The sequence below is a fragment of the Desulfitibacter sp. BRH_c19 genome, assembly GCA_001515945.1.
In the GTDB taxonomy this organism is placed as follows: domain Bacteria; phylum Bacillota; class DSM-16504; order Desulfitibacterales; family Desulfitibacteraceae; genus Desulfitibacter.
On the sequence record LOER01000011.1, the window covers coordinates 1 to 19,087 of the forward strand.

Sequence of the window (19,087 nt, forward strand, 5' to 3'; positions counted from 1 at the left end):
GTACGTGAGCTGGGTTCAGAACGTCGTGAGACAGTTCGGTCCCTATCCGCCGCAGGCGCAGGAAATTTGAGAGGAGTTGTCCCTAGTACGAGAGGACCGGGGTGAACAAACCTCTGGTGCACCAGTTGTCGTGCCAACGGCATAGCTGGGTAGCTAAGTTTGGCAGGGATAAGTGCTGAAAGCATCTAAGCACGAAGCCCCCCTCAAGATAAGATTTCCCACTGGGTAACCAGGTAAGACACCTGAGAGAACATCAGGTAGATAGGCCGGAGGTGTAAGGGCAGTAATGTCTGTAGCCGACCGGTACTAATAAGTCGAGGGCTTGATCTAAAATAACAGAAGTCAGAATTCAGAAGTCAGGAGTCAGAATAAAATCGGACTTCGGACATCTGATATCAGACATCTAGTATTGCAGGTAGAATACGCTGTGTAGTTTTGAGAGAATAACGCAAGTTTTTAAATTCTAACGAATTTTAAAACTGCTAAAAACTCTATAGATTTTCGGTGGCGATGGCGGAGGGGTAACACCCGTTCCCATACCGAACACGGAAGTAAAGTCCTCCAGCGCCGATGGTACTAGGTTTTCCTGGGAGAGTAGGTCGTTGCCGAATTAATTTTTAAAAGCGAAGCTTAAATCTTAAATGATTTAGGCTTTACCATATTCCCTGGTAGCTCAATGGTAGAGCACTCGGCTGTTAACCGAGTTGTTGCTGGTTCGAGTCCAGCCCGGGGAGCCATTTGAATTTTAACTAGCTATGAGAGCTAGTTTTTTTGATTCTATAGCAGAAAGGGAACACATCGTCTAAGGTATGGGTGCGTACCTCAATTACAGATCAAATCTTTGAAGCTGAGGAATGTCCCAAAACTGATAAGAAAGGGTCTTACCTAAAAATTGAATTTAGGTAAGACCCTTCTGATTTTCTATACTAGTTTTGCAATTAATTCTTCTTTATTGCCATATAAATAATCAATTATAGGCATTTCTATCATTGTATAAGCACCAGGTTTTTGTTGAAAGCTAGCCCTTGCTGATGCAACCATAATTTGAGCAGTAAGGGCTGGATTGTTTATTCTCATTTCAAATGTAAATAATTGATTATGAGTATATCCTGAAACACCCTTACGTTCCATTAAAACACCATGACCCATATCTATAAGCTTGTTAACATCATTAACAAAGAAAACCTTTGTTTCATCATTTATAAAGTAAGGGTCATTTAAGATTGCTTCTTCTACAGCTTTTGAATCTGCATTGCTTTCTAACTCAACATAAACGAGTCTTCTATGAATGCCTGTCCCAACAGGAATTGTCATTGATAAAGCATCTTTAACACCGGAAATAGCTTTAACTACTACTGAGTGACCCATACTCATTCCTGGCCCGAAATTTGTATATGTAATTCCCTTGGGTGCTATGAATTCAAACATAGATCGTATCATGGAATCGCTCCCCGGGTCCCATCCTGCTGAAATAACTGCTACTGAATTACCTGTTTTTGCACTTTTTTGGAATGATGTGCGAAGATCAACAATTTTTTCGTGGATATCAAAACTATCCACAGTATTAATACCCAGTTCTAAAATGTCTTTACCATATTCCTCTACAGAACGTGTTGGTGTGCATAAAAGAGCTACATCTACTTCTTTAAGGTCTCTTATATCACTAACAATTGGAACGTTATTTAACTCTGGGGGAACAGGCTTTCCCACAGAACCAGATCTCCTTACTACACCAACTAATTGCATGTCTGGTGCAGCTTCAATTGCCTCATAAGCAAACTTACCAATATTTCCATAGCCTACTATAGCTACTTTGAACATAAATATTTTTCCTCCTTTATAATATACAAACTAATTCTTTAATAAGTTAACATTAGATGGTTTACAAGTCAATACTAAGATTGATTATTATTATCCTTCGGAATATGGGTAGAATATACATAAATAATAAAAAATACAATATTATAGGGTTTCTAACATAAAATATTAAAAAACTATCATAAAAATCTAAAGAAATTAACCGAGTACATTTATCTAGTATGTACATAATTTGCTTATAAAAGAAAATAATTATTGGGGAGTTGAAAAAAGTGAAAGTCTTAAAAAGTATATTCCGGATTAATAAAATGAGCAGAATATGTGATCAAGATGATCTTTCTAGATTGTTATATGAAATCAATGAGGCAAAGGATCAGTTTAACTATGCACAACAAAACTTAAATAATGCTGAGGAAATCTTTATTGATGTAGCTGCTAAAGAAGTAGATTATAGCAAAAGCAGGTTAAATGCACTTTTAAAAAAGTACAAGGAGGAGAGAATTAAAATGGATCAGGCATGAAGTTGTTCTTTCAATATGATAAAATAAGGTAAACTAATGATCTATGGGATGTGACATGGTGACTGATAAGATAGAGAAAATTCTTGTGATAGATGATGAGGTAACTTTTGTAAAAGGATTAAAGTTACAATTAGAAAATCATGGACTAAGTGTTGAAACTTCTCATAATGGTTTAGATGGATTAGATAAAATCAAAGAAAATGAATATAGTTTAGTTGTACTTGACCTAATGCTACCAGGAATGGATGGTATTGAAGTGTGCCGCAGAATAAGAGATTTTTCAGTAGTGCCTATCATAATGTTAACAGCTAAAGAAGATGAAATAGAGAAGATATTAGGGTTAGAAGTTGGGGCAGATGATTATTTAAATAAACCTTTTAATTTTAGAGAACTTTTAGCTAGAATAAAAGCATTGTTAAGAAGGGTATCTTGGGATGATACCGATAAGGAAGAAAAACAACAAATTAAAAAGTATACAACCCCTATAGGAAATCTGTCCATCCAATTGGATACAAGAAAAACCTTCCTAGATAGTAAAGAAATTATATTGAGTACAAAAGAATTTGAAATATTTACCCTGTTATCCCATTTCCCTGGCAAGATTTTTAGTAGGGATGAATTACTTGATAAGGTTTGGGGATATGATTACTATGGCAGTCCAAGGACTGTGGATGTCCATATGAGAAGACTTAGAGCTAAAATAGAGGCTGAGCCCGAAGAACCACAAATAATCTGTACTAAATGGGGAATGGGTTATTATTTTAATGGACAGCGCAGGTGATAGCATATGAAGTTTAGCTTAAGGGTTCGGCTTGTTTTAAGTTACCTACTGCTTATAGGTTTTCTTGCTTTGGCTTCAGGACTTTTGTTGTTCAATTATTTTAAAAGTGAATATGAAAGCCAATACAGAGTTAATACATTTACTCAAGGAAGCATAGTTTCTAATGCTATTAGATATCATTTAGACAGGCCTTCCATAGTAATTGAAGAGATAAAAGAATTGAGCAGACAATTCTCTTTACGAATTTTAATCATAGGCATGGAAAACAGGGTGATATTAGATTCTCAAAGTGGACAGGCTAATGATCTTACAGGTGAGATAATAAATCATGGTGAAATTATTACGGCACTTCAAGGTAATAGTTCTGCACAAATTTATTCAACACCAGATTATGGTGAAGTAATGTATAGCGCAATACCTATCTTTAGAGAAGAGCAAGTAATTGGAGCAGTATTTCTTTCTAAATCTTTAAATGAATTCTCCATTTTAAAGAATCAAATTTTAAATAGAATACTATTAAGTACAGGTTTAGGAAGCTTGATTACTGTTATCTTTAGTGTTATATTTGCTAGTTACCTGACTAAACCATTAAATAAACTAACACGTGCATCTGGGAAGTTAGCTGAGGGTAATCTGGCATATCGCGTAGATTATAAATCAAAGGATGAGTTTGGACAATTAGCGGATACATTTAACAAAATGGCCGAAGAGTTGGAGAACCAGGACATTATAAAAAGAAGATTTATTGCGGATGCTTCCCATGAAATAAGAACACCCCTTAGCACAATAAAAATTCTTGTTCAGTCACTACAAAATTCCAAGGATCTTGATAAGGATAAAGTCAATGAATTTTTAGCTGATATGAATATGGAAATTGATAGACTTTCAACCCTAGTAAATAACCTATTGGAGTTAACAAGACTGGAATCACAAAAGGAAAAAATAATTAATTTTGAGGTAGTTGAACTCGACTCACTAATAAGAAAGATTTGTCATAGGTTTAACATACTTGCACAGGAGAAGAACATTAAAGTGTTGGTTGATGTACCTAAGATAAAAGTAAGTAGTGAATATACTTCTCTGTTTAGGATAATTCATAACCTAGTGGAAAATGCCATTAAATATACTCCAAGTGGAGGAATTGTAGAAATAATACTGCTTGAAAGTGATGACAGAATTACATTAACTATTAAGGATTCCGGAGTTGGAATAACGCATGAGAATTTGCAAAAAGTTTTTGATAGGTTTTATAGGGTTGATGGTGCTAGAACTGGTGCACAGGGCGGCTTTGGTCTGGGGTTATCACTAGTGAAAGAATTAAGCTCAAGGCTGAATATAGATATTTCTGTGGAAAGCCAATTGGGAAAGGGAACAAAGTTCACTTTATATTTACCCAAAGCGAATTACTAGGTATTAATGCTTTTTAATATTTGTGTAACAATTTTAAATTATATGTAACAGATGTTAAAAAGATTTGTAATAATATAGAGTTATCGTAGTAGGTGAAAGGAGTGATACCTAGTGAAAAAATTATCACTATTGTTTCTAGTTATTTTAATTGGTCTATTGATAAGTGCTTGTGGTAATGGAGCGCTATATGGTCAATCGCCTCCACTAAAGCCTTCAGATGATGCCCCTGTAGTTGAACCTGATGTGGCAACTGAAACTGCTGAAGTTGCTATATACTTCTCAGACTGGCAAGCCCAACATGTAATACCTGAATTTAGGGAATTGGAGAGTGGCGAAACTAATCTAGCAAAAAGAGTAGTTCTAGAGTTTTTGAAGGGACCTGAACAACCCCATCTTCATAGGACATTTCCTGAAGATACAGAGCTTATAGGAGTGGAGATAAAAGAGGAAATAGCATATGTGAATTTCAAAAGTGGGATAAGTATTCCTGGAACGGCAGGTGAGGCTGCTGCAATTAGATCACTATTTTTAACACTTACTGATTTACCAGGAGTGGAAATGGTACAGGTCCTAGTGGAAGGGAGAAGTGATGTGAGCTTTGGAGGACATTATTTATTATCAGAACCATGGGAAAGACCTGAAATTGTCACTTATCCAGTATTCATGGATGAAGAGCGTGCTAAGTGGCTGCAGGACAGAGCAGAAGATGGGTTTGAAACATGGAGATTTAATCCAGAGGAGGTTGCTGCTAAAGAAGGAAGAATGCTAGGTTTTAGTTCAGAAACAGAATTTGAGCTAATTGGAATCATTCAAGATACTGTACCCACAGCATCAGTTAAAGCCATTCATATGGGCGAAGAATATATCATTGAAATGATTCAACCTCTTGAAAAGGGTGAAGCAGGTGTATGGATGATTATTGAGTGTAGTATAGGTAGTTAACCTAAAAATTAAAAGGTGCAAAAAGTTTTACCCTTACTCGTAAAAGTAAGGGTTTTATTTTTATGCTTAACTTTCCGTTTATTCCCAGATATATAGTTGTAGGATTAGGGAAAAATCTGAATATAGATGTTGATATAGTGATGTTCTTACTACTTGGTGCCATATCAAAGGAGTTTTTGTATTGAAAAGGGATATAATAGTTTTTGGCGCATTGGCTGGAATAATAGGGAATTTGGTTAAATTAGGTGTTGCTCTACCATTATACTATGTGGGATTAATTAAAACAACATATCTACATATAGCAAGCGGATATCATGGTAACCATACATTAGGCAGCATCTTTTCTATTATAAATGGAGTTTTTTCAGATTTTGTCTATGCTGCTTTTTTAGGAGTACTCTTTTATATAATTCTAAGGTATACTGATATGAAATATGTTGGATTAAAAGGAATTTTTTTAGGTGGTTTTATACACGTTATTAATAATGGGGTTCTATTATTTGGTGATTTTAATAAAATTTCAATAGATGATCAAACTTCGGTTTTACTAATAATACCCACCATTATTTTTGGGTTTTCAGCATGTTGGATAATAAAAAGAATAGAAAAAGGCCATATGAAATAGCAGAATTGAGCATTAGCCTTGCGGAAAAGCAAGGTTTTTTTGGTTTAAAATATGAAAGATTTAGCAGTTATTTTTATTTTGAGGATCAATATATTTATAGTGGAGGTGAATGGAGAATATTAGGAGGGGTTTTATGAGGCTTTACTATATTGGCAGAAGGGAAAAATTCATTGCTTGTATTGTGAGTATATGCATTTTACTTGTAGCCCTGAGTTTCTATTTAAAACCATGGGAGGCAGTTACTAGTAGTAGGAGTAATAGGTTATTACCTATTTATAAGGTAGCAAGTGAGGAGAAAAACCTGGCTATTAGCTTTGATGCTAGCTGGGGTGCCACTAGAACGGACAGGATATTGGATATTCTAGATGAGTATGAAGTAAAAACAACCTTCTTTTTAGTTAATATTTGGCTTGAGGATTATCCAGATAAGGCAAAAAAGATTATTTCCAGGGGACATGAAATTGGTATGCATTCAGTAAGCCATCCGGATTTCACAAAGCTAAGTGAAGAGCAAATAAAAAAGGAACTACTTAACAACCAAAAAATGATCAAGGATATAACAAGTTTTGAGGCAAATCTGTTTAGACCACCCTTTGGAGCATACAATAATCGGCTCATCCAAATATGTAGCGAGCTTAATATTTATCCTATCCAGTGGAGTGTTGATTCTCTTGATTGGAAAAACATCACATCAGGTGCCATGGTTGAAAGGGTCATAAAAGCGGATGCAGGCGATATAATCTTATTTCATAACGATGGGGAAAATACTCCAGATGCTTTGATTGAGATACTAAAAGATTTCAAAGAAAGAGGGTTACAGGTAGTACCTATCTCAGAGCTGATATATAAAGATGACTATTATATTGATGTTAATGGTGTGCAGCATACAAGAAAAGGAATGGATTAAACGTCAACCATATCAGGTTAATATTTGAAGCTTTGGCTGGAAGATTTCAATAGGCAGATAAACCCTGCCTATTTTATTTTGTACCATCAGAAGACAAGTTTTGTTTTACTAAATATAGACATCCAAAACGAAGTTTCAGACATAAAAAGCGAGGATTGAGACATGAGACAAAGGAATAAAAGTAAATTTATGGAAGTTAATTTTAAAGGAGAGATTAACGCTGGAGGAGGTGGTGAAATGAATGGGATCAATGAATGGCTTAACGCTATTGGAAATGTTGGCTTCCCTATTGCTATAGCCATATATCTTCTAATGAGGTTTGAAAAGAAAATTGATGTTCTAAAACAAAGGGTTGATCAACTAGGACAAGCAATCCGAGATCATACAATTGGCAGGTGATAATAATTATATTTAATTGCATAAAATTAGAAGGAAATCCCATAAACGTCACGAATTGTATATAATAACAATATTTAAATAGGGCAAAGCCATCGAAAGGTGGTGACGCAAAGCTATGGGTCTAAAGCTATAAGCTATGACTGCCAGGTTGCATTAATAAAAGGTTGTTCATCAGGAGTACCTGGAACAGCCTTTTTATTTTTTAATCTCTATTTTACACATTAAATATCCTATACGAAATTTCAGACATTGAAAAGGAGGTTTTAGACATTAAAAGCGAGGATTCAGACATGACAGAAAGGAATGGGTTGAGGAATATCAAATAATTAGGGGGTGAGATAAAAGTGGATAAAATGCCATTAGTAGCTGTATTGTTAATATCTATACCAGAAGAAATTATGATTTCGGCTCTTGGACTTATGCTGTTTGGAATTAAACCACCCATTGGAAAGTTGGTGCTAATAGGTGTAGTACAAGCAACAATTTCATATTTTGTTAGAATGCTACCTATTATTTTTGGGGTTCACACTTTGCTGCAAGGACTATTATTTACAGTAGTTATCTGGTTAGTTTTACGTGTACCCTTTAGATTTGTCTTAGCAGCAATGCTGGTAAGCATATCAATTTATACAGTAATTGATGCAACTTTTGTACCAATGCTTTTAGATATCACGGGCATACCTTTAGAAGTTATTTTAAATAATGCAAGATTGCGGATACTCTTCTTTTTACCCCAGGGGGTAACCATGTTACTTGTTGTTTTACTTGTTTACTTTTTTGACTTCAGGCTTATAAATTATAAGTTTCTATGAAGTATTATAATTAATGAGGAAGGTGAAAATGGATACTATTAATAGAGCATTTCCTATAATTATTATCATTACATTTCAACTGATGATATTAGCACTTCTAAATTTAAGTAGTTTTATTTCAGCACAGGGAGTATTTATCGCAGGGACACTAACTAGTTTTATGTACCCCATGAACATTATAATTGGCATTTTGACAATAATTTCAATTGTACTAGTTCGTCGGGTACTGGAGGTGACAGAAGAAGAGGTAAGAAAGCAGGTACAGTTAGAAAATATTGAAAATCTTGAAAGTTTAATTACTACCATGAGGGTACAGCGTCATAACTTCAATCACGAGCTACAAACTGTTTATGGACTTTTGGCAGTAGATGAATATACTGAAGCAAAAAAATATCTAGAAGAAACCATGTCAGAAGTAGTTGTAACCAATAATCTTATTAGATTAGATGATCTTGGTGTGAGTGCACTCCTACATGTCAAGAGCAGTCAAATGGAAAGCATGGGTATTAAATTTGACATAAATATACAAACAAAAATACAGAAATTCCCCCTAAAAACCCATGAAATTAATCTTATTCTATCAAACCTTTTGGATAATGCCATTGAAGCATTAAAATCAAGAAAACTTTCACAACAACCTACCATAAGTCTAGACCTTGCCAGAGGAGAAAACAATTATGTTTTATCTGTTGCCAATGATGGACCAAGTATTCATGTTAAAGTAAAAGAAAAACTCTTTTTACCAGGCTTTTCTACAAAAACTAAGAACAGAGGCATGGGACTATATATTGTCAAGCAAATTATAGAAAAGTATAATGGCACAGTTGTTGTTAATTCTAATTCCAACTGGACCATGTTTATTATACAAATTCCCACAGCAGGGAGGAGAGATAATGAATCTTCGTTTGCTATCTCTAAAGCTAGCACATAATCTTGGTAATAAACTAGATTATGACCAGGACTCTGTAGATGTGTTAAGGTACGGTTTTGAAGTAATAATAACAGGTTTAATAAAAGTGGTTATTCTTTTTTCATTGGCAAGTTTACTAGGTATTCTCCCTCATGTTTTAGTTATCTTTGTAACTTCAGGTATTTACCGCTTACTGTCAGGGGGAGTACATTTAGCTACATATAGTCGTTGTTTGATTTTTGGTCTGATAATTTTTATTGCTATGGGAAAGATATCCCAAAACTTTACCCTGATAGCTTTACCTACTATTATTACCTTACTAGTTTTTGTAACTTTAATCAGCCTCCTTATAAGTTTGAAATGGGCTCCTGCGGAAACAGAAAACAAACCCCTTTCCGATGATGAACAACCTAAACTTAAAAGGCTCACGATTATCTGGATTTTTATATGGTCAAGTCTAGTGAGTATATGTCTTTTAATATTTCCAATAAGCCAGATTAATTCACTCATAATAGGCAGTATCTTTGCCCATGTAACCCAGGCCTTTAGCCTAACCCCTGCAGGATATAGGGTTGTCGGCTTTATAGATAGATTAATGGGCAAAATTTTAGCGAAAGGAGGAGAAGTAAATGTTTAGTAAAATGAACAGAGCTATTTTAACTCAATGTGCTGCTACTGTGATGCTTATTGCAGGATGGGTAGTACAACCAGCTAGTTTCGTAACCTGGTATCAGCCGGAAGTTCCAAAAATGCTAAGGAAATAGAGTGAGGTTTTTAGATGAAGGTCTTAATAGTAGAAGATGATCCCAAGATGAGGCTAATCCTAAAAAAAAGCCTAACAAATATCCCTGGAACAGAGGTTATTGGTGAGGCTGTTAATGGTACTGAGGCTGTGGAAATGACAGAAGCTTTAAGTCCACAGGTAATATTTATGGATATTGACTTGCCTGAAAAAGATGGATTTAAAGCTTCACGAGAAATTCTAGACATCAATCCCGAGATTTTTCTAGTTTATGCAACAGGTTTCAGTAACTATATGCAAGAAGCTTTTGAACTGTATGCCTTTGATTACCTCCTAAAGCCTTATAAAATTGAACGAATAAAGGAAACCATTGAGAAAATAAATTATCTGTTGAAACTCAAAGAAAGGGCAAGATCCAGGGATGTAAAACCTGAGCATCAAATCACAAATTCTAGAAAAGTAGCGCTTAAGGTTGACCGTAATCTGGTGTTTGTTGATGTCGAAAAGATAATTTTAGTGGGGAGGGAGAAAAGAAAGACGATAATAGTTACTAGCGATACTAAACAGATGAGCACTTATGAAGCATTAGATACGCTAGACAAAAGAATTGATAAAAACAACTTTTTCCGTGCTCATCAAAGTTTTCTAATCAACCTGGATATGGTAGCCGAAATCCAACCTTGGTCCAGAAGTACCTACCTGGTGATCTTCAACAATACCAAAAAAACGGCATTTATGACAGAAGTGAAATACAAGATTCTACAACAAAGATTTAAACTAGAGTAAATGATTTGAAGATGAAAAAGTTGACATGAAACGATAATTTTAGACTTAAAATGAGGACTCAGATATGATAGAAGGGAATATGAGAAGATTGTGTTAAGGAAAATGCATAATAATAAAATGGAGTTCAAACTAAACGCCAGTTTGAACTCCATTTTATTATTAATATATCAATTTTGCACCTAAAACCATACCCGTTATTTCACGGGGTGTCCTTCTCATTTAGCTAATCAATTTTTTCTTAATCTCCTTAATGAGCTCTTCAGTTTCCTGGTATTTTTTATCTGAGATTAGATTTTTGCCAACAGAATAAAACTGCCTCATCAAACTATCTAACTGTTCATCTAAATCTACTTCTTTATCGCGAACTTCATGGGATAGACATAAAGGTTTAGCCTCTGTTGATAGAGGATATTCTTCAAGGTAACAAGGAATATGGGTTTCGATTTGGTAATCCTGTTCAATTAGTGATTTAAGTGTAGAGCTTTCTTCTAGTTCTCCATGAACTAAGAAAACCAAATCTGGCTTATTAGTAATATTACCTATCCACTTTAGAAGGTCCTCCTGGTCCGCATGGGAAGAATATCCTTTGATGCTTTCTATTCTGGCGTTAACAGTAACGTCTTCACCATGAATTTTTACCTTAGAAGCTCCTTCAAGAATATTTCTTCCTAGGGTACCTTTAGCTTGGTAGCCAATAAACAAAACAGTAGAATTACTTCGCCATAGGTTATGCTTTAAATGGTGCTTAATACGACCTGCGTCGCACATACCACTAGCAGAGATGATAATTGCTCCACTTCTAATTTTATTGATAGCTTTGGATTCCTCTGCCGTTCTGGTAAATCTTAAATTATTAATTAATAAAGGGCATTTTCCAGAGGTGCGACCAAAGTCTTGAGTTTCTTCATCGCAACTATCAATATTCTTGCAAAAGATTTCTGTTATGGCAATAGCTAAGGGGCTGTCCACAAAAATGCTGCTCGGACTTATCTTTCCTGCTTCAACAAGCTTGTTCAAGTCAAAAAGTAAATCTTGAGTTCTTTCTACTGCAAAGGAAGGGATAACTAGGTTCCCACCACTTTTAAATGTCTCTTCTATTATTGCTTCGAGTTTACCTGCCCTTGTCATGTCCTCATCATGACTTCTAGAACCATAGGTGGATTCAATAAGAAGATAATCAGTCTCCTCTAGAAACTCTGGATCATTGACCAAAGGTTTCTCGTAACCACCCAAATCACCTGTAAAAGTTATTTTTTTAGAACCTTGGGCATTTTTAACCCATACTTCTATGATGGCTGAGCCGAGAATGTGTCCTGCATCTTTGAAGCGGATGCTAATGTTATCGTTAAGCTTGATCAGTTCATTATATTGCTTACCATCAAAATGTTTTATGCAATCCTCTGCATCTGCGGCGGTATAAATGGGCTCAAGTAGAGGCTTGCCAGCCCTGAGATTCTTTCTGTTTTTTCGCTCTATTTCCATTTCCTGAATGTGGCCGCTATCAGGAAGCATAACGGAGCACATTTCTTTGGTAATATTAGTGGTAATAACAGGGCCTTTATAACCCTTCTTGTAGAGTTTAGGTATACGTCCGCTATGATCGATGTGAGCATGTGTTAAAAGCACCCAATCTATTTCAGCGGGATTAAAAGGAAAGTCTCCGTAGTTTCTTTCCTTTACCGTTTTATTTCCCTGAAAAAGACCACAATCAACAAGAATTTTTTCCTTAGTATCAGTTGTTACGAGATAACAGGAGCCAGTAACAGTTTCAGCACCACCGTAAAAGGTAATTTTCATTATTATATTCTCCTCTCAATTAGTATTCATATTGTTTAACTATTAAGGTTCACTTGTCCCATTTTATTACAATTTACTCAGGCCTTGTCGAAAAGTCATAGATTAGCATTAAGCCTGTCATAAACTAGTTTATCATATAAATTACTAGGAAATGTGATTTTTAAGTGAATTCATAAATTCTCCATTTGAATTAAGGTGAATTCATAGATTCTAAAAGGAATGCAGTATACTAATGGAGAAATAAAAGGTTACAAAGCATCCATTAAAATTTTAGGAAGGGGTGGCATCAATGAAGTACATAGAGGTTCTTTTTTGTGCTGGCTGAGGCTATCAACCTCAGGCTGCTAGTGTAGCAGAAGAAATCGAAAAGGAATATCCTCAAGTAGAGGTTGAATGTGAGCCTGGTTCTGGAGGAGTTTTTGATGTAATTATTGATAATAAGGTTATCTTTACTAAAAAAAATACTGGGCGCTTTCCTGAAAGAGGAGAGATTGTGAAGTTAATTAAGGAGACACAAAAATAAAGATCCAATATAAGGTAGAATTTAATAAAAAGCTGGTAATACTAAGGATAAGTGATGCTTATCCTTTTTTTCCAGTGTTTCTCTTGCAACTTTATAAATGGTGAGCATACAATGAACTATCTTTAATAGTAGGTGATGAGCATGGATAGCCTTTATAAAGACAATTTAACTCCAACCTGTATTATATGTAAAACAAAACCCTTTAATGGACTCGATGGTGGCCTGTTAATCAGATCCAAATTAATATGTTCCGCTTGTGAAAAACGTATAATTCAAACGCCTGTGGATGATCAATATTATTTTAATTTTAAAGAACAATTGAAGGCACTTTGGTATTGTGGCTAGGGTACAAAGTTTGTATTCTAGCTAATTTTTTTTATTTATGCTAAAATTGGACAAAGTATTGATTTCTTTGAATATAAGGAGCATATAGTGAGATAGCTTATGAGAACACCCATTTTAGACAGCCTAAATAACTACATTATAGAAAATAACGTGCGTTTGCATATGCCTGGCCATAAAGGAAAACCTATACTGCCAGGACATAACCTAATAGAATCTAATGTATATGGAATAGATGTTACTGAATTACCGGGTATAGATGATCTACATAATCCTACAGGAGCCATAGAAGAATCTGAAAAACTAGTTGCCGGATTGTTTGGGGCGAGTTCTTCTTATTTTTTAATAAATGGAGCTACAGCTGGAATCCAGGCTGCCTTTCTAACATCTGTGATTCCCAAAAAAGAAGTGCTGATACCAAGAAATAGTCACAAGTCGGTGCTCTCTTCGTTGTTTTTTACTGGAGCCAAACCAGTTTATGTTCCCATAGAGTTTCATGAAGAATATGGGGTTCCCCTTGGAGTGAACTTGGATCTGCTCAAACAGGATATTAAAGAGAATATTGAAATCGTATTTAATGTTAGACCTACCTATGAAGGTATAGTGCAACCATTACTTATGATTGATAAAAAATGTACTCAAATAGTAGATGAGGCCCATGGTGCTCATTTCAAGTTTAACAGATTCTTGCCAAAAAGCTCAATTGATTTAGGAGGAGATTATGTGGTTCATGGAACTCATAAGACCCTTGGTTCACTCACACAGACAGGACTTTTACATGTTAGCAATAATGTTGATAAGGCAAAACTAAGACTGTCACTTTCTCTAGTTCAGTCTACAAGTCCGTCCTATATTTTATTAGCTTCTTTGGAGCTTATGAGATACAATATTGAAAGAAACGGAGAAAAGCTTTTAGCAAACTGCCTTGAAGTGGCTAATTATATTAGAGAAAAGGTTAATGAGGTAAGTGGTTTCCACTGCCTAATTCCCGAAGATGTACATCCTAGGGAATTGGATCCAACGAAAATAGTTGTTATCTATAACCGATTAACTGGTTATAGATTAGCCCAAATACTAAGGGAGGATTATGGAATTCAAGTTGAGATGGCCCTTGACAAGTATCTGGTTGCAATAGTTACACTATATGATGATCTAGATATAGGTAAAAGATTTGTAAAGGCAATAAAGGATATAAGTGAAAAATTTAAAGGCGAAAGTATTCAGAGCAATTGTCCAGTAGTAATGCCCCCAATACCACCTCAAAAAAAATTACCACGGGAGGCATTGTTTGCTAGTAAAAGGAAAGTTAGAATAGAAGAGGCACATGGATTGATATCAGGCGAAACCTTTTGTCCATATCCACCAGGAATACCTATTATTTGTCCTGGAGAACTAATTACACATGAAGTAATTGAGTTCATCAAATATATTAAGTTATCGGATGGACACTGGCAAGGCTTTAGTGACAGAAACTTAAATGCTATTTTAATAGTTGATGAATAAGGAGAAATACTATGCGAGGGATATTTATCACAATTGAAGGCCCAGACGGGTCTGGAAAGTCTACCCAGGCGGTACGATTAGGTGAGTATTTAAAAGCAAAGGGTCATGCTATCGTTTTAACAAGAGAGCCAGGTGGAACTTCTGTTGGGGAACAAATTAGAAGTACACTCTTAAATCCAGAGAATAGAGAATTAGGATTTAAAACAGAGGTCCTTTTATATGCTGCTAGTCGGGCCCAGCATCTTGAAGAAATTATAATTCCTGCTTTAAAAGAAGGGAAAACTGTAATTAGTGACCGGTTTGTAGATTCAAGTATAGCATATCAGGGCTATGGAAGGAATCTCAACCTGCCACTAGTTGTTGAAATAAATAAGCTTGTTGTAGAGGATTTTATCCCTAACTTGACAATATTTTTAGATTTACCTGTTGAAGCTGGTTTAACAAGGATTCGTAACAAACAAAAGTCCATGGATCGTCTTGAACAAGAGGCTATAAGTTTCCATGAGCAGGTATACCAGGGATTTAAAGAATTAGCTTTGAAGGAAAAACGAATAAAAACTATTTCAGCTAATCGCAATCAAGACTTGATTTTTGCCGAGATAGTAAAATTGGTTGAGGAAAAGCTTAAAGGGGGTCTTTAATTGTTAAACAGCAACCCAATGAGCTTATTAAAACAAAAGGTAGAAAAGGACCATGTGGTCCATGCTTATCTTTTCCTAGGATCTAATGACCTTAGAAATCATGCTACTCAATTGGCAATGTCATTAAACTGCCTGGACTTGAAAGCTGGGGGCGAAGCCTGTGGTGTCTGTGCAAACTGCTATAAAATCAGCACGGATTCTCATCCGGATATTTATACATTAAAGCCAGATGGTAGCAGTATAAAAATAAAACAAATAAGAGACTTACAAAAGCATCTATCCTTTAAAATATATGAAGGAAGATATAAGATAATTATTTTTGAGGAGGCTGACAAGCTAACCTTACAGGCAGCAAATAGTTTATTAAAGACCTTGGAGGACCCATTACCTCAAACTGTGTTTATTTTACTAGCCGACAGTCAGAGGGAGATGCCTGATACAATTTTATCTCGATGTCAAAAGATATATTTTGGTGAGGAATTTTATGATAGAGACTATCTAGAGATAATCTCTATCATGGAAGATGTATTAAATCAAGATATTGAGAAAACCATTTTAATTATAGATAAATTGGAAAAAGAAGATAAAGAAAACATCAAGTTAAAAATTAATGGTTTAATGGTAATAGTCAGAGATTTAATAGTCTTGAAATCGACACAAGAAAACACACTAATAAATGCAACTGAATTACCTAATAGTAATTTGAATAAAATTGCTGTAAACTATGAGCAACTGGTAAAGATACTGGAAAAACTATATACTAGCTTAAAAAATGTAGATCGAAATGTAAATAAAAGATTGTTGCTGGAGAATCTATTTTTTACTATCAAGAAATGTAACCTGTAAAGGTAGATATTAAGACAGTAGTCTCGAAGAGGAGGCATTTATAATGTATAAGGTAATAGGTATACGATTTAAAAAAGCAGGCAAAATATATTATTTTGATCCTGGTAAATTTGATCTCTCTGTGGGCAATAATGTAGTTGTGGAGACTGCTAGAGGGCTTGAATATGGGGAAGTAGTGATTGGAATAAAAGAGGTGACAGAAGAAGAAGTAGTTTTACCTCTTAAAAATGTGGTTAGAAAAGCAACAGAAGAAGATGAAAAACAGGCAGAAGACAATCTTCAGAAGGAACAAGAGGCCTTTGAAGCATGTCAGAATAAAATTGATGAGCATCAATTGCCAATGAAACTAGTAGATGTGGAATATACTTTTGATGTAAGTAAAATAATATTTTATTTTACTGCTGAGGGTAGGGTTGATTTCAGAGAGTTGGTTAAAGACCTTGCAAGTATTTTTAGAACTAGAATAGAGCTTAGACAAATTGGAGTAAGGGACGAAGCAAAAATGCTTGGTGGTTTGGGCTCTTGCGGTCGGGTTTTATGTTGTCATTCTTTTTTAGGGGATTTTGAACCAGTTTCAATAAGAATGGCAAAGGACCAGAACTTATCTTTAAGTCCTAGTAAAATATCTGGCATATGTGGACGACTCATGTGTTGCTTAAAATATGAAAATGACTTTTATCAAGAGGAAAGAAAAAATGCACCGAATGTAGGAAAGATAGTTAAGACTCCACAGGGAACTGGAAAAATCATAGATGTTAACATTCTTAAGTCCACAGTAAAGGTGGAAATGACTGAAGATGTCCAGATTCTAGATTTTGGGTTTGGGGAAATTGAAGAAGTCCAAACCAAGTAGATTGGAGTTGGTCTAAATGAAACTTACAGAATCCATAATGGAAATGGAACAAAAACTTGAGGGCATGCTTAAGGAAATTAGAGATCTAAAAATGCACGTTTATGCCTTGGAACAACAAAACGAATTACTACTTGCACGTATTTATAATGATGACACAGAAGATAGAGGTTATGCGAATTTACAGAAGTTATATAAGGAAGGCTTTCATATTTGTCCAGCACAATTTGGGGGTATTAGATCTGAAGGAAAGGACTGCCTTTTTTGTCTAGGATTTTTTAAAAAACAGTTTTCCGCGGATTCCCCTAAAGAAGGCTTAAAATGATCTTGCTTGAAGGTGAGAGGCTTGAAGATATAGGTTCAGGTCTAAAAATAATTCAGAATAAGGAATATTATAGGTTTTCCGAGGATAGTGTTTTGCTAGTGCATTTTATAGGGTTTCATCCAGGGGATAGTATACTAGATCTGGGGACAGGATCGGGGATAATACCCCTATTATTGATTCAAAGAGAAAATAATTTGAAGATAACTGGCATTGAAATTCAAAAAGAACTTGCTTATATGGCACAAAGAAGTATTGAATATAATAATTTTGAAAAAAGTATAAGTATTATCCAAGGGGATTTAAGAGATTCAGCAAGACTATTTGGCAACAAAAAATGGGACCGGGTTGTCACTAACCCACCGTATTTTCGTGTAAATGAAGGAAGGGTTAGTCCCAAGGAAAATATAGCAATAGCACGACATGAAATAAAGTGTACCCTAGAAGAGATTATAGAAACTGCAAGCTCACTTCTAAAAGCACAGGGCAGTTTTTATATTGTCCATAGATATGATAGATTACTGGAGATATTATTATTATGCAGAAAAAATGGCCTTTTCCCTACCAGGGAACAGCCTATTTCTGCACAAGTAAAAAAGAGTCCGCATTTGATCCTGGTTGAATGCCGTAAAACATAGTTCAAAATTAACGGAAAAGGATTTTGCCCATGGAAACTGGAAACCTATATCTATGTGCTACTCCAATTGGCAATTTAGAAGACATAACATATAGAGCTGTACGTATTCTAAATGAGGTTGATTTGGTAGCAGCAGAAGATACCAGACAAAGTCTTAAATTATTTAACTATTATGAAATAAAAACGGCTATTACTAGCTATCATAAATTCAATATTAAACAAAAGACTCCCTTTCTTATTACAAAACTACAGGAGGGGCTTAATATTGCGGTAGTTTCCGATGCTGGCTTACCTGGAATTTCAGATCCTGGTGTTGAGTTGGTAGCAGAGGCAATTGAAAATAATATTAAAGTAATACCAATCCCAGGGCCTTCGGCTGTGACTACGGCTTTGGTAGCTTCAGGTTTAGATACAAATTCTTTTTCCTTCTATGGCTTTATGCCCTCAAAAAAATCGGGGAGAAAGAAGTTTTTGAAAAGACTTGCTAAGGAAGAAAATACTCTAATTTTCTATGAATCTCCCCATAGAATTATTGATACACTAGAAATCATCTATGATGTTTTTGGAGAACGTAATGCCTGTGTTTCTAGGGAGCTTACAAAAAAGTTTGAAGAGTTTCGTAGGGGAACTATACCAGATTTGATAAATTATTATAAACAAGCTGGAGTGAAGGGTGAGATAACTTTGGTGGTTTCGGGAGCAGATACTAACGAAACTGATGATCCAATAGAAACTAGTGTGCTTTTAGGTAAAGTGGATGAATTAATTGAGGATGGGATTCCAAAAAAAGAGGCTCTTAAAACTATTGCTAAAGAGTATAATGTTTCTAAGAGGGAACTATACCAAGAGTATGAAAGTAAGCCAAAATAAAAGACCGTGCATGTGCACGGTTTTTTAGATAAGTTGTATTTACACTATCAGAAACTATAACCAAAACTTGGCGTCCCACATGGACTGGTGTCTACGATTATAA

21 protein-coding genes, 1 tRNA gene, 2 rRNA genes and 1 pseudogene are annotated in these 19,087 nt (G+C 35.1%); 23 read left to right on the plus strand and 2 right to left on the minus strand.

The genetic code is table 11. The features are described 5' to 3' along the window. The 3 genes from APF76_14510 to APF76_14520 form a co-directional block, all read left to right on the plus strand. Nucleotides 1-333 (plus strand): 23S ribosomal RNA (locus APF76_14510); the annotation flags it as partial. Between the two features lie 167 nt (nucleotides 334-500). After that, nucleotides 501-611, plus strand: a 5S ribosomal RNA gene (locus APF76_14515). 51 nt (nucleotides 612-662) lie between these two features. Beyond that, nucleotides 663-737: transfer RNA gene (locus tag APF76_14520), tRNA-Asn, on the plus strand. A gap of 184 nt (nucleotides 738-921) precedes the next feature. Here APF76_14520 and APF76_14525 read toward each other — a convergent pair. Next, a complete protein-coding gene (locus APF76_14525) occupies nucleotides 922-1,821 on the minus strand; it encodes a diaminopimelate dehydrogenase (protein ID KUO52839.1) in 900 nt (299 codons plus the stop codon). Nucleotides 1,822-2,090: 269 nt separating this feature from the next. On the opposite strand from APF76_14525, the gene APF76_14530 reads away from it, so the two are divergent. The 12 genes and pseudogenes from APF76_14530 to APF76_14585 all read left to right on the plus strand — a co-directional run bounded on the left by APF76_14530 (nucleotide 2,091) and on the right by APF76_14585 (nucleotide 10,653). Beyond that, on the plus strand, nucleotides 2,091-2,339 hold the full coding sequence (locus APF76_14530) for a hypothetical protein (GenBank protein KUO52840.1): 249 nt from the start codon (nucleotides 2,091-2,093) through the stop codon (nucleotides 2,337-2,339). 55 nt (nucleotides 2,340-2,394) lie between these two features. After that, entirely contained in the window at nucleotides 2,395-3,120 is a 726-nt protein-coding gene (locus APF76_14535) for a PhoP family transcriptional regulator (GenBank protein KUO52841.1), read from the plus strand. Between the two features lie 6 nt (nucleotides 3,121-3,126). Further along, a complete protein-coding gene (locus tag APF76_14540) occupies nucleotides 3,127-4,530 on the plus strand; it encodes a hypothetical protein (GenBank protein KUO52842.1) in 1,404 nt (467 codons plus the stop codon). A gap of 111 nt (nucleotides 4,531-4,641) precedes the next feature. Further along, complete coding sequence (locus APF76_14545) at nucleotides 4,642-5,472, plus strand: hypothetical protein (GenBank protein ID KUO52843.1); 831 nt, start codon at nucleotides 4,642-4,644, stop codon at nucleotides 5,470-5,472. A gap of 181 nt (nucleotides 5,473-5,653) precedes the next feature. Next, entirely contained in the window at nucleotides 5,654-6,097 is a 444-nt protein-coding gene (locus APF76_14550; GenBank protein KUO52844.1) for a hypothetical protein, read from the plus strand. Next, the gene (locus APF76_14555; GenBank protein KUO52845.1) at nucleotides 6,055-6,234 is read left to right on the plus strand and encodes a hypothetical protein; all 180 of its coding nucleotides are present in this window, start codon (nucleotides 6,055-6,057) and stop codon (nucleotides 6,232-6,234) included. Before APF76_14550 ends, APF76_14555 begins: the two co-directional genes overlap by 43 nt. Then, entirely contained in the window at nucleotides 6,231-7,004 is a 774-nt protein-coding gene (locus APF76_14560; GenBank protein ID KUO52846.1) for a hypothetical protein, read from the plus strand. Before APF76_14555 ends, APF76_14560 begins: the two co-directional genes overlap by 4 nt. Nucleotides 7,005-7,166: 162 nt before the next feature. Further along, entirely contained in the window at nucleotides 7,167-7,403 is a 237-nt protein-coding gene (locus tag APF76_14565) for a hypothetical protein (GenBank protein KUO52847.1), read from the plus strand. A 344-nt stretch (nucleotides 7,404-7,747) separates the two neighbouring features. Next, on the plus strand, nucleotides 7,748-8,215 hold the full coding sequence (locus APF76_14570; GenBank protein KUO52848.1) for a hypothetical protein: 468 nt from the start codon (nucleotides 7,748-7,750) through the stop codon (nucleotides 8,213-8,215). Nucleotides 8,216-8,243: 28 nt separating this feature from the next. After that, nucleotides 8,244-9,146 (plus strand): hypothetical protein, encoded by a 903-nt coding sequence (locus APF76_14575; GenBank protein ID KUO52849.1) that lies wholly within the window; start codon nucleotides 8,244-8,246, stop codon nucleotides 9,144-9,146. Then, nucleotides 9,109-9,534: pseudogene (locus APF76_14580) on the plus strand. The gene APF76_14575 and the pseudogene APF76_14580 overlap by 38 nt, the downstream one beginning before the upstream one ends. Before the next feature lie 369 nt (nucleotides 9,535-9,903). Then, entirely contained in the window at nucleotides 9,904-10,653 is a 750-nt protein-coding gene (locus tag APF76_14585) for a hypothetical protein (protein KUO52850.1), read from the plus strand. Between the two features lie 219 nt (nucleotides 10,654-10,872). On the opposite strand, the gene APF76_14590 is transcribed toward APF76_14585, so the two are convergent. After that, nucleotides 10,873-12,450 carry an MBL fold metallo-hydrolase gene (locus tag APF76_14590; GenBank protein KUO52851.1) on the minus strand — a complete coding sequence of 526 codons (1,578 nt, stop codon included), beginning with the start codon at nucleotides 12,448-12,450 and terminating at the stop codon, nucleotides 10,873-10,875. A gap of 664 nt (nucleotides 12,451-13,114) precedes the next feature. Between APF76_14590 and APF76_14595 the strand changes: the two genes are divergently transcribed. The 8 genes from APF76_14595 (at nucleotide 13,115) to APF76_14630 (ending at nucleotide 18,984) form a co-directional block, all read left to right on the plus strand. Next, nucleotides 13,115-13,318: a hypothetical protein gene (locus tag APF76_14595; protein KUO52852.1), complete on the plus strand. Its 204-nt coding sequence runs from the start codon at nucleotides 13,115-13,117 to the stop codon at nucleotides 13,316-13,318. A gap of 99 nt (nucleotides 13,319-13,417) precedes the next feature. After that, nucleotides 13,418-14,818: a hypothetical protein gene (locus tag APF76_14600; protein ID KUO52853.1), complete on the plus strand. Its 1,401-nt coding sequence runs from the start codon at nucleotides 13,418-13,420 to the stop codon at nucleotides 14,816-14,818. Nucleotides 14,819-14,829: 11 nt separating this feature from the next. Beyond that, entirely contained in the window at nucleotides 14,830-15,459 is a 630-nt protein-coding gene (locus APF76_14605; GenBank protein ID KUO52854.1) for a hypothetical protein, read from the plus strand. Beyond that, a complete protein-coding gene (locus tag APF76_14610; protein KUO52855.1) occupies nucleotides 15,460-16,305 on the plus strand; it encodes a hypothetical protein in 846 nt (281 codons plus the stop codon). A gap of 43 nt (nucleotides 16,306-16,348) precedes the next feature. Beyond that, nucleotides 16,349-17,158 (plus strand): stage 0 sporulation protein, encoded by an 810-nt coding sequence (locus APF76_14615; GenBank protein KUO52856.1) that lies wholly within the window; start codon nucleotides 16,349-16,351, stop codon nucleotides 17,156-17,158. Between the two features lie 16 nt (nucleotides 17,159-17,174). After that, nucleotides 17,175-17,480 carry a hypothetical protein gene (locus APF76_14620; protein ID KUO52857.1) on the plus strand — a complete coding sequence of 102 codons (306 nt, stop codon included), beginning with the start codon at nucleotides 17,175-17,177 and terminating at the stop codon, nucleotides 17,478-17,480. Next, nucleotides 17,477-18,115: a hypothetical protein gene (locus APF76_14625; GenBank protein ID KUO52858.1), complete on the plus strand. Its 639-nt coding sequence runs from the start codon at nucleotides 17,477-17,479 to the stop codon at nucleotides 18,113-18,115. Before APF76_14620 ends, APF76_14625 begins: the two co-directional genes overlap by 4 nt. Nucleotides 18,116-18,144: 29 nt before the next feature. Beyond that, nucleotides 18,145-18,984: a hypothetical protein gene (locus tag APF76_14630; protein ID KUO52859.1), complete on the plus strand. Its 840-nt coding sequence runs from the start codon at nucleotides 18,145-18,147 to the stop codon at nucleotides 18,982-18,984. Nucleotides 18,985-19,087: the final 103 nt, after the last annotated feature.

Excerpts from the sequence above, each read along its gene's own strand:
- APF76_14605 (KUO52854.1), top strand. The coding sequence starts at position 14,830 with ATGCGAGGGATATTTATCACAATTGAAGGCCCAGACGGGTCTGGAAAG.
- APF76_14615 (KUO52856.1), top strand. The coding sequence starts at position 16,349 with ATGTATAAGGTAATAGGTATACGATTTAAAAAAGCAGGCAAAATATAT.
- APF76_14630 (KUO52859.1), top strand. The coding sequence starts at position 18,145 with ATGGAAACTGGAAACCTATATCTATGTGCTACTCCAATTGGCAATTTA.
- APF76_14590 (KUO52851.1), bottom strand. The coding sequence starts at position 12,450 with ATGAAAATTACCTTTTACGGTGGTGCTGAAACTGTTACTGGCTCCTGT.
- APF76_14560 (KUO52846.1), top strand. The coding sequence starts at position 6,231 with ATGAGGCTTTACTATATTGGCAGAAGGGAAAAATTCATTGCTTGTATT.
- APF76_14575 (KUO52849.1), top strand. The coding sequence starts at position 8,244 with ATGGATACTATTAATAGAGCATTTCCTATAATTATTATCATTACATTT.
- APF76_14595 (KUO52852.1), top strand. The coding sequence starts at position 13,115 with ATGGATAGCCTTTATAAAGACAATTTAACTCCAACCTGTATTATATGT.
- APF76_14565 (KUO52847.1), top strand. The coding sequence starts at position 7,167 with ATGAGACAAAGGAATAAAAGTAAATTTATGGAAGTTAATTTTAAAGGA.
- APF76_14535 (KUO52841.1), top strand. The coding sequence starts at position 2,395 with ATGGTGACTGATAAGATAGAGAAAATTCTTGTGATAGATGATGAGGTA.
- APF76_14540 (KUO52842.1), top strand. The coding sequence starts at position 3,127 with ATGAAGTTTAGCTTAAGGGTTCGGCTTGTTTTAAGTTACCTACTGCTT.
- APF76_14600 (KUO52853.1), top strand. The coding sequence starts at position 13,418 with ATGAGAACACCCATTTTAGACAGCCTAAATAACTACATTATAGAAAAT.
- APF76_14620 (KUO52857.1), top strand. The coding sequence starts at position 17,175 with ATGAAACTTACAGAATCCATAATGGAAATGGAACAAAAACTTGAGGGC.
- APF76_14525 (KUO52839.1), bottom strand. The coding sequence starts at position 1,821 with ATGTTCAAAGTAGCTATAGTAGGCTATGGAAATATTGGTAAGTTTGCT.
- APF76_14555 (KUO52845.1), top strand. The coding sequence starts at position 6,055 with ATGTTGGATAATAAAAAGAATAGAAAAAGGCCATATGAAATAGCAGAA.
- APF76_14625 (KUO52858.1), top strand. The coding sequence starts at position 17,477 with ATGATCTTGCTTGAAGGTGAGAGGCTTGAAGATATAGGTTCAGGTCTA.
- APF76_14585 (KUO52850.1), top strand. The coding sequence starts at position 9,904 with ATGAAGGTCTTAATAGTAGAAGATGATCCCAAGATGAGGCTAATCCTA.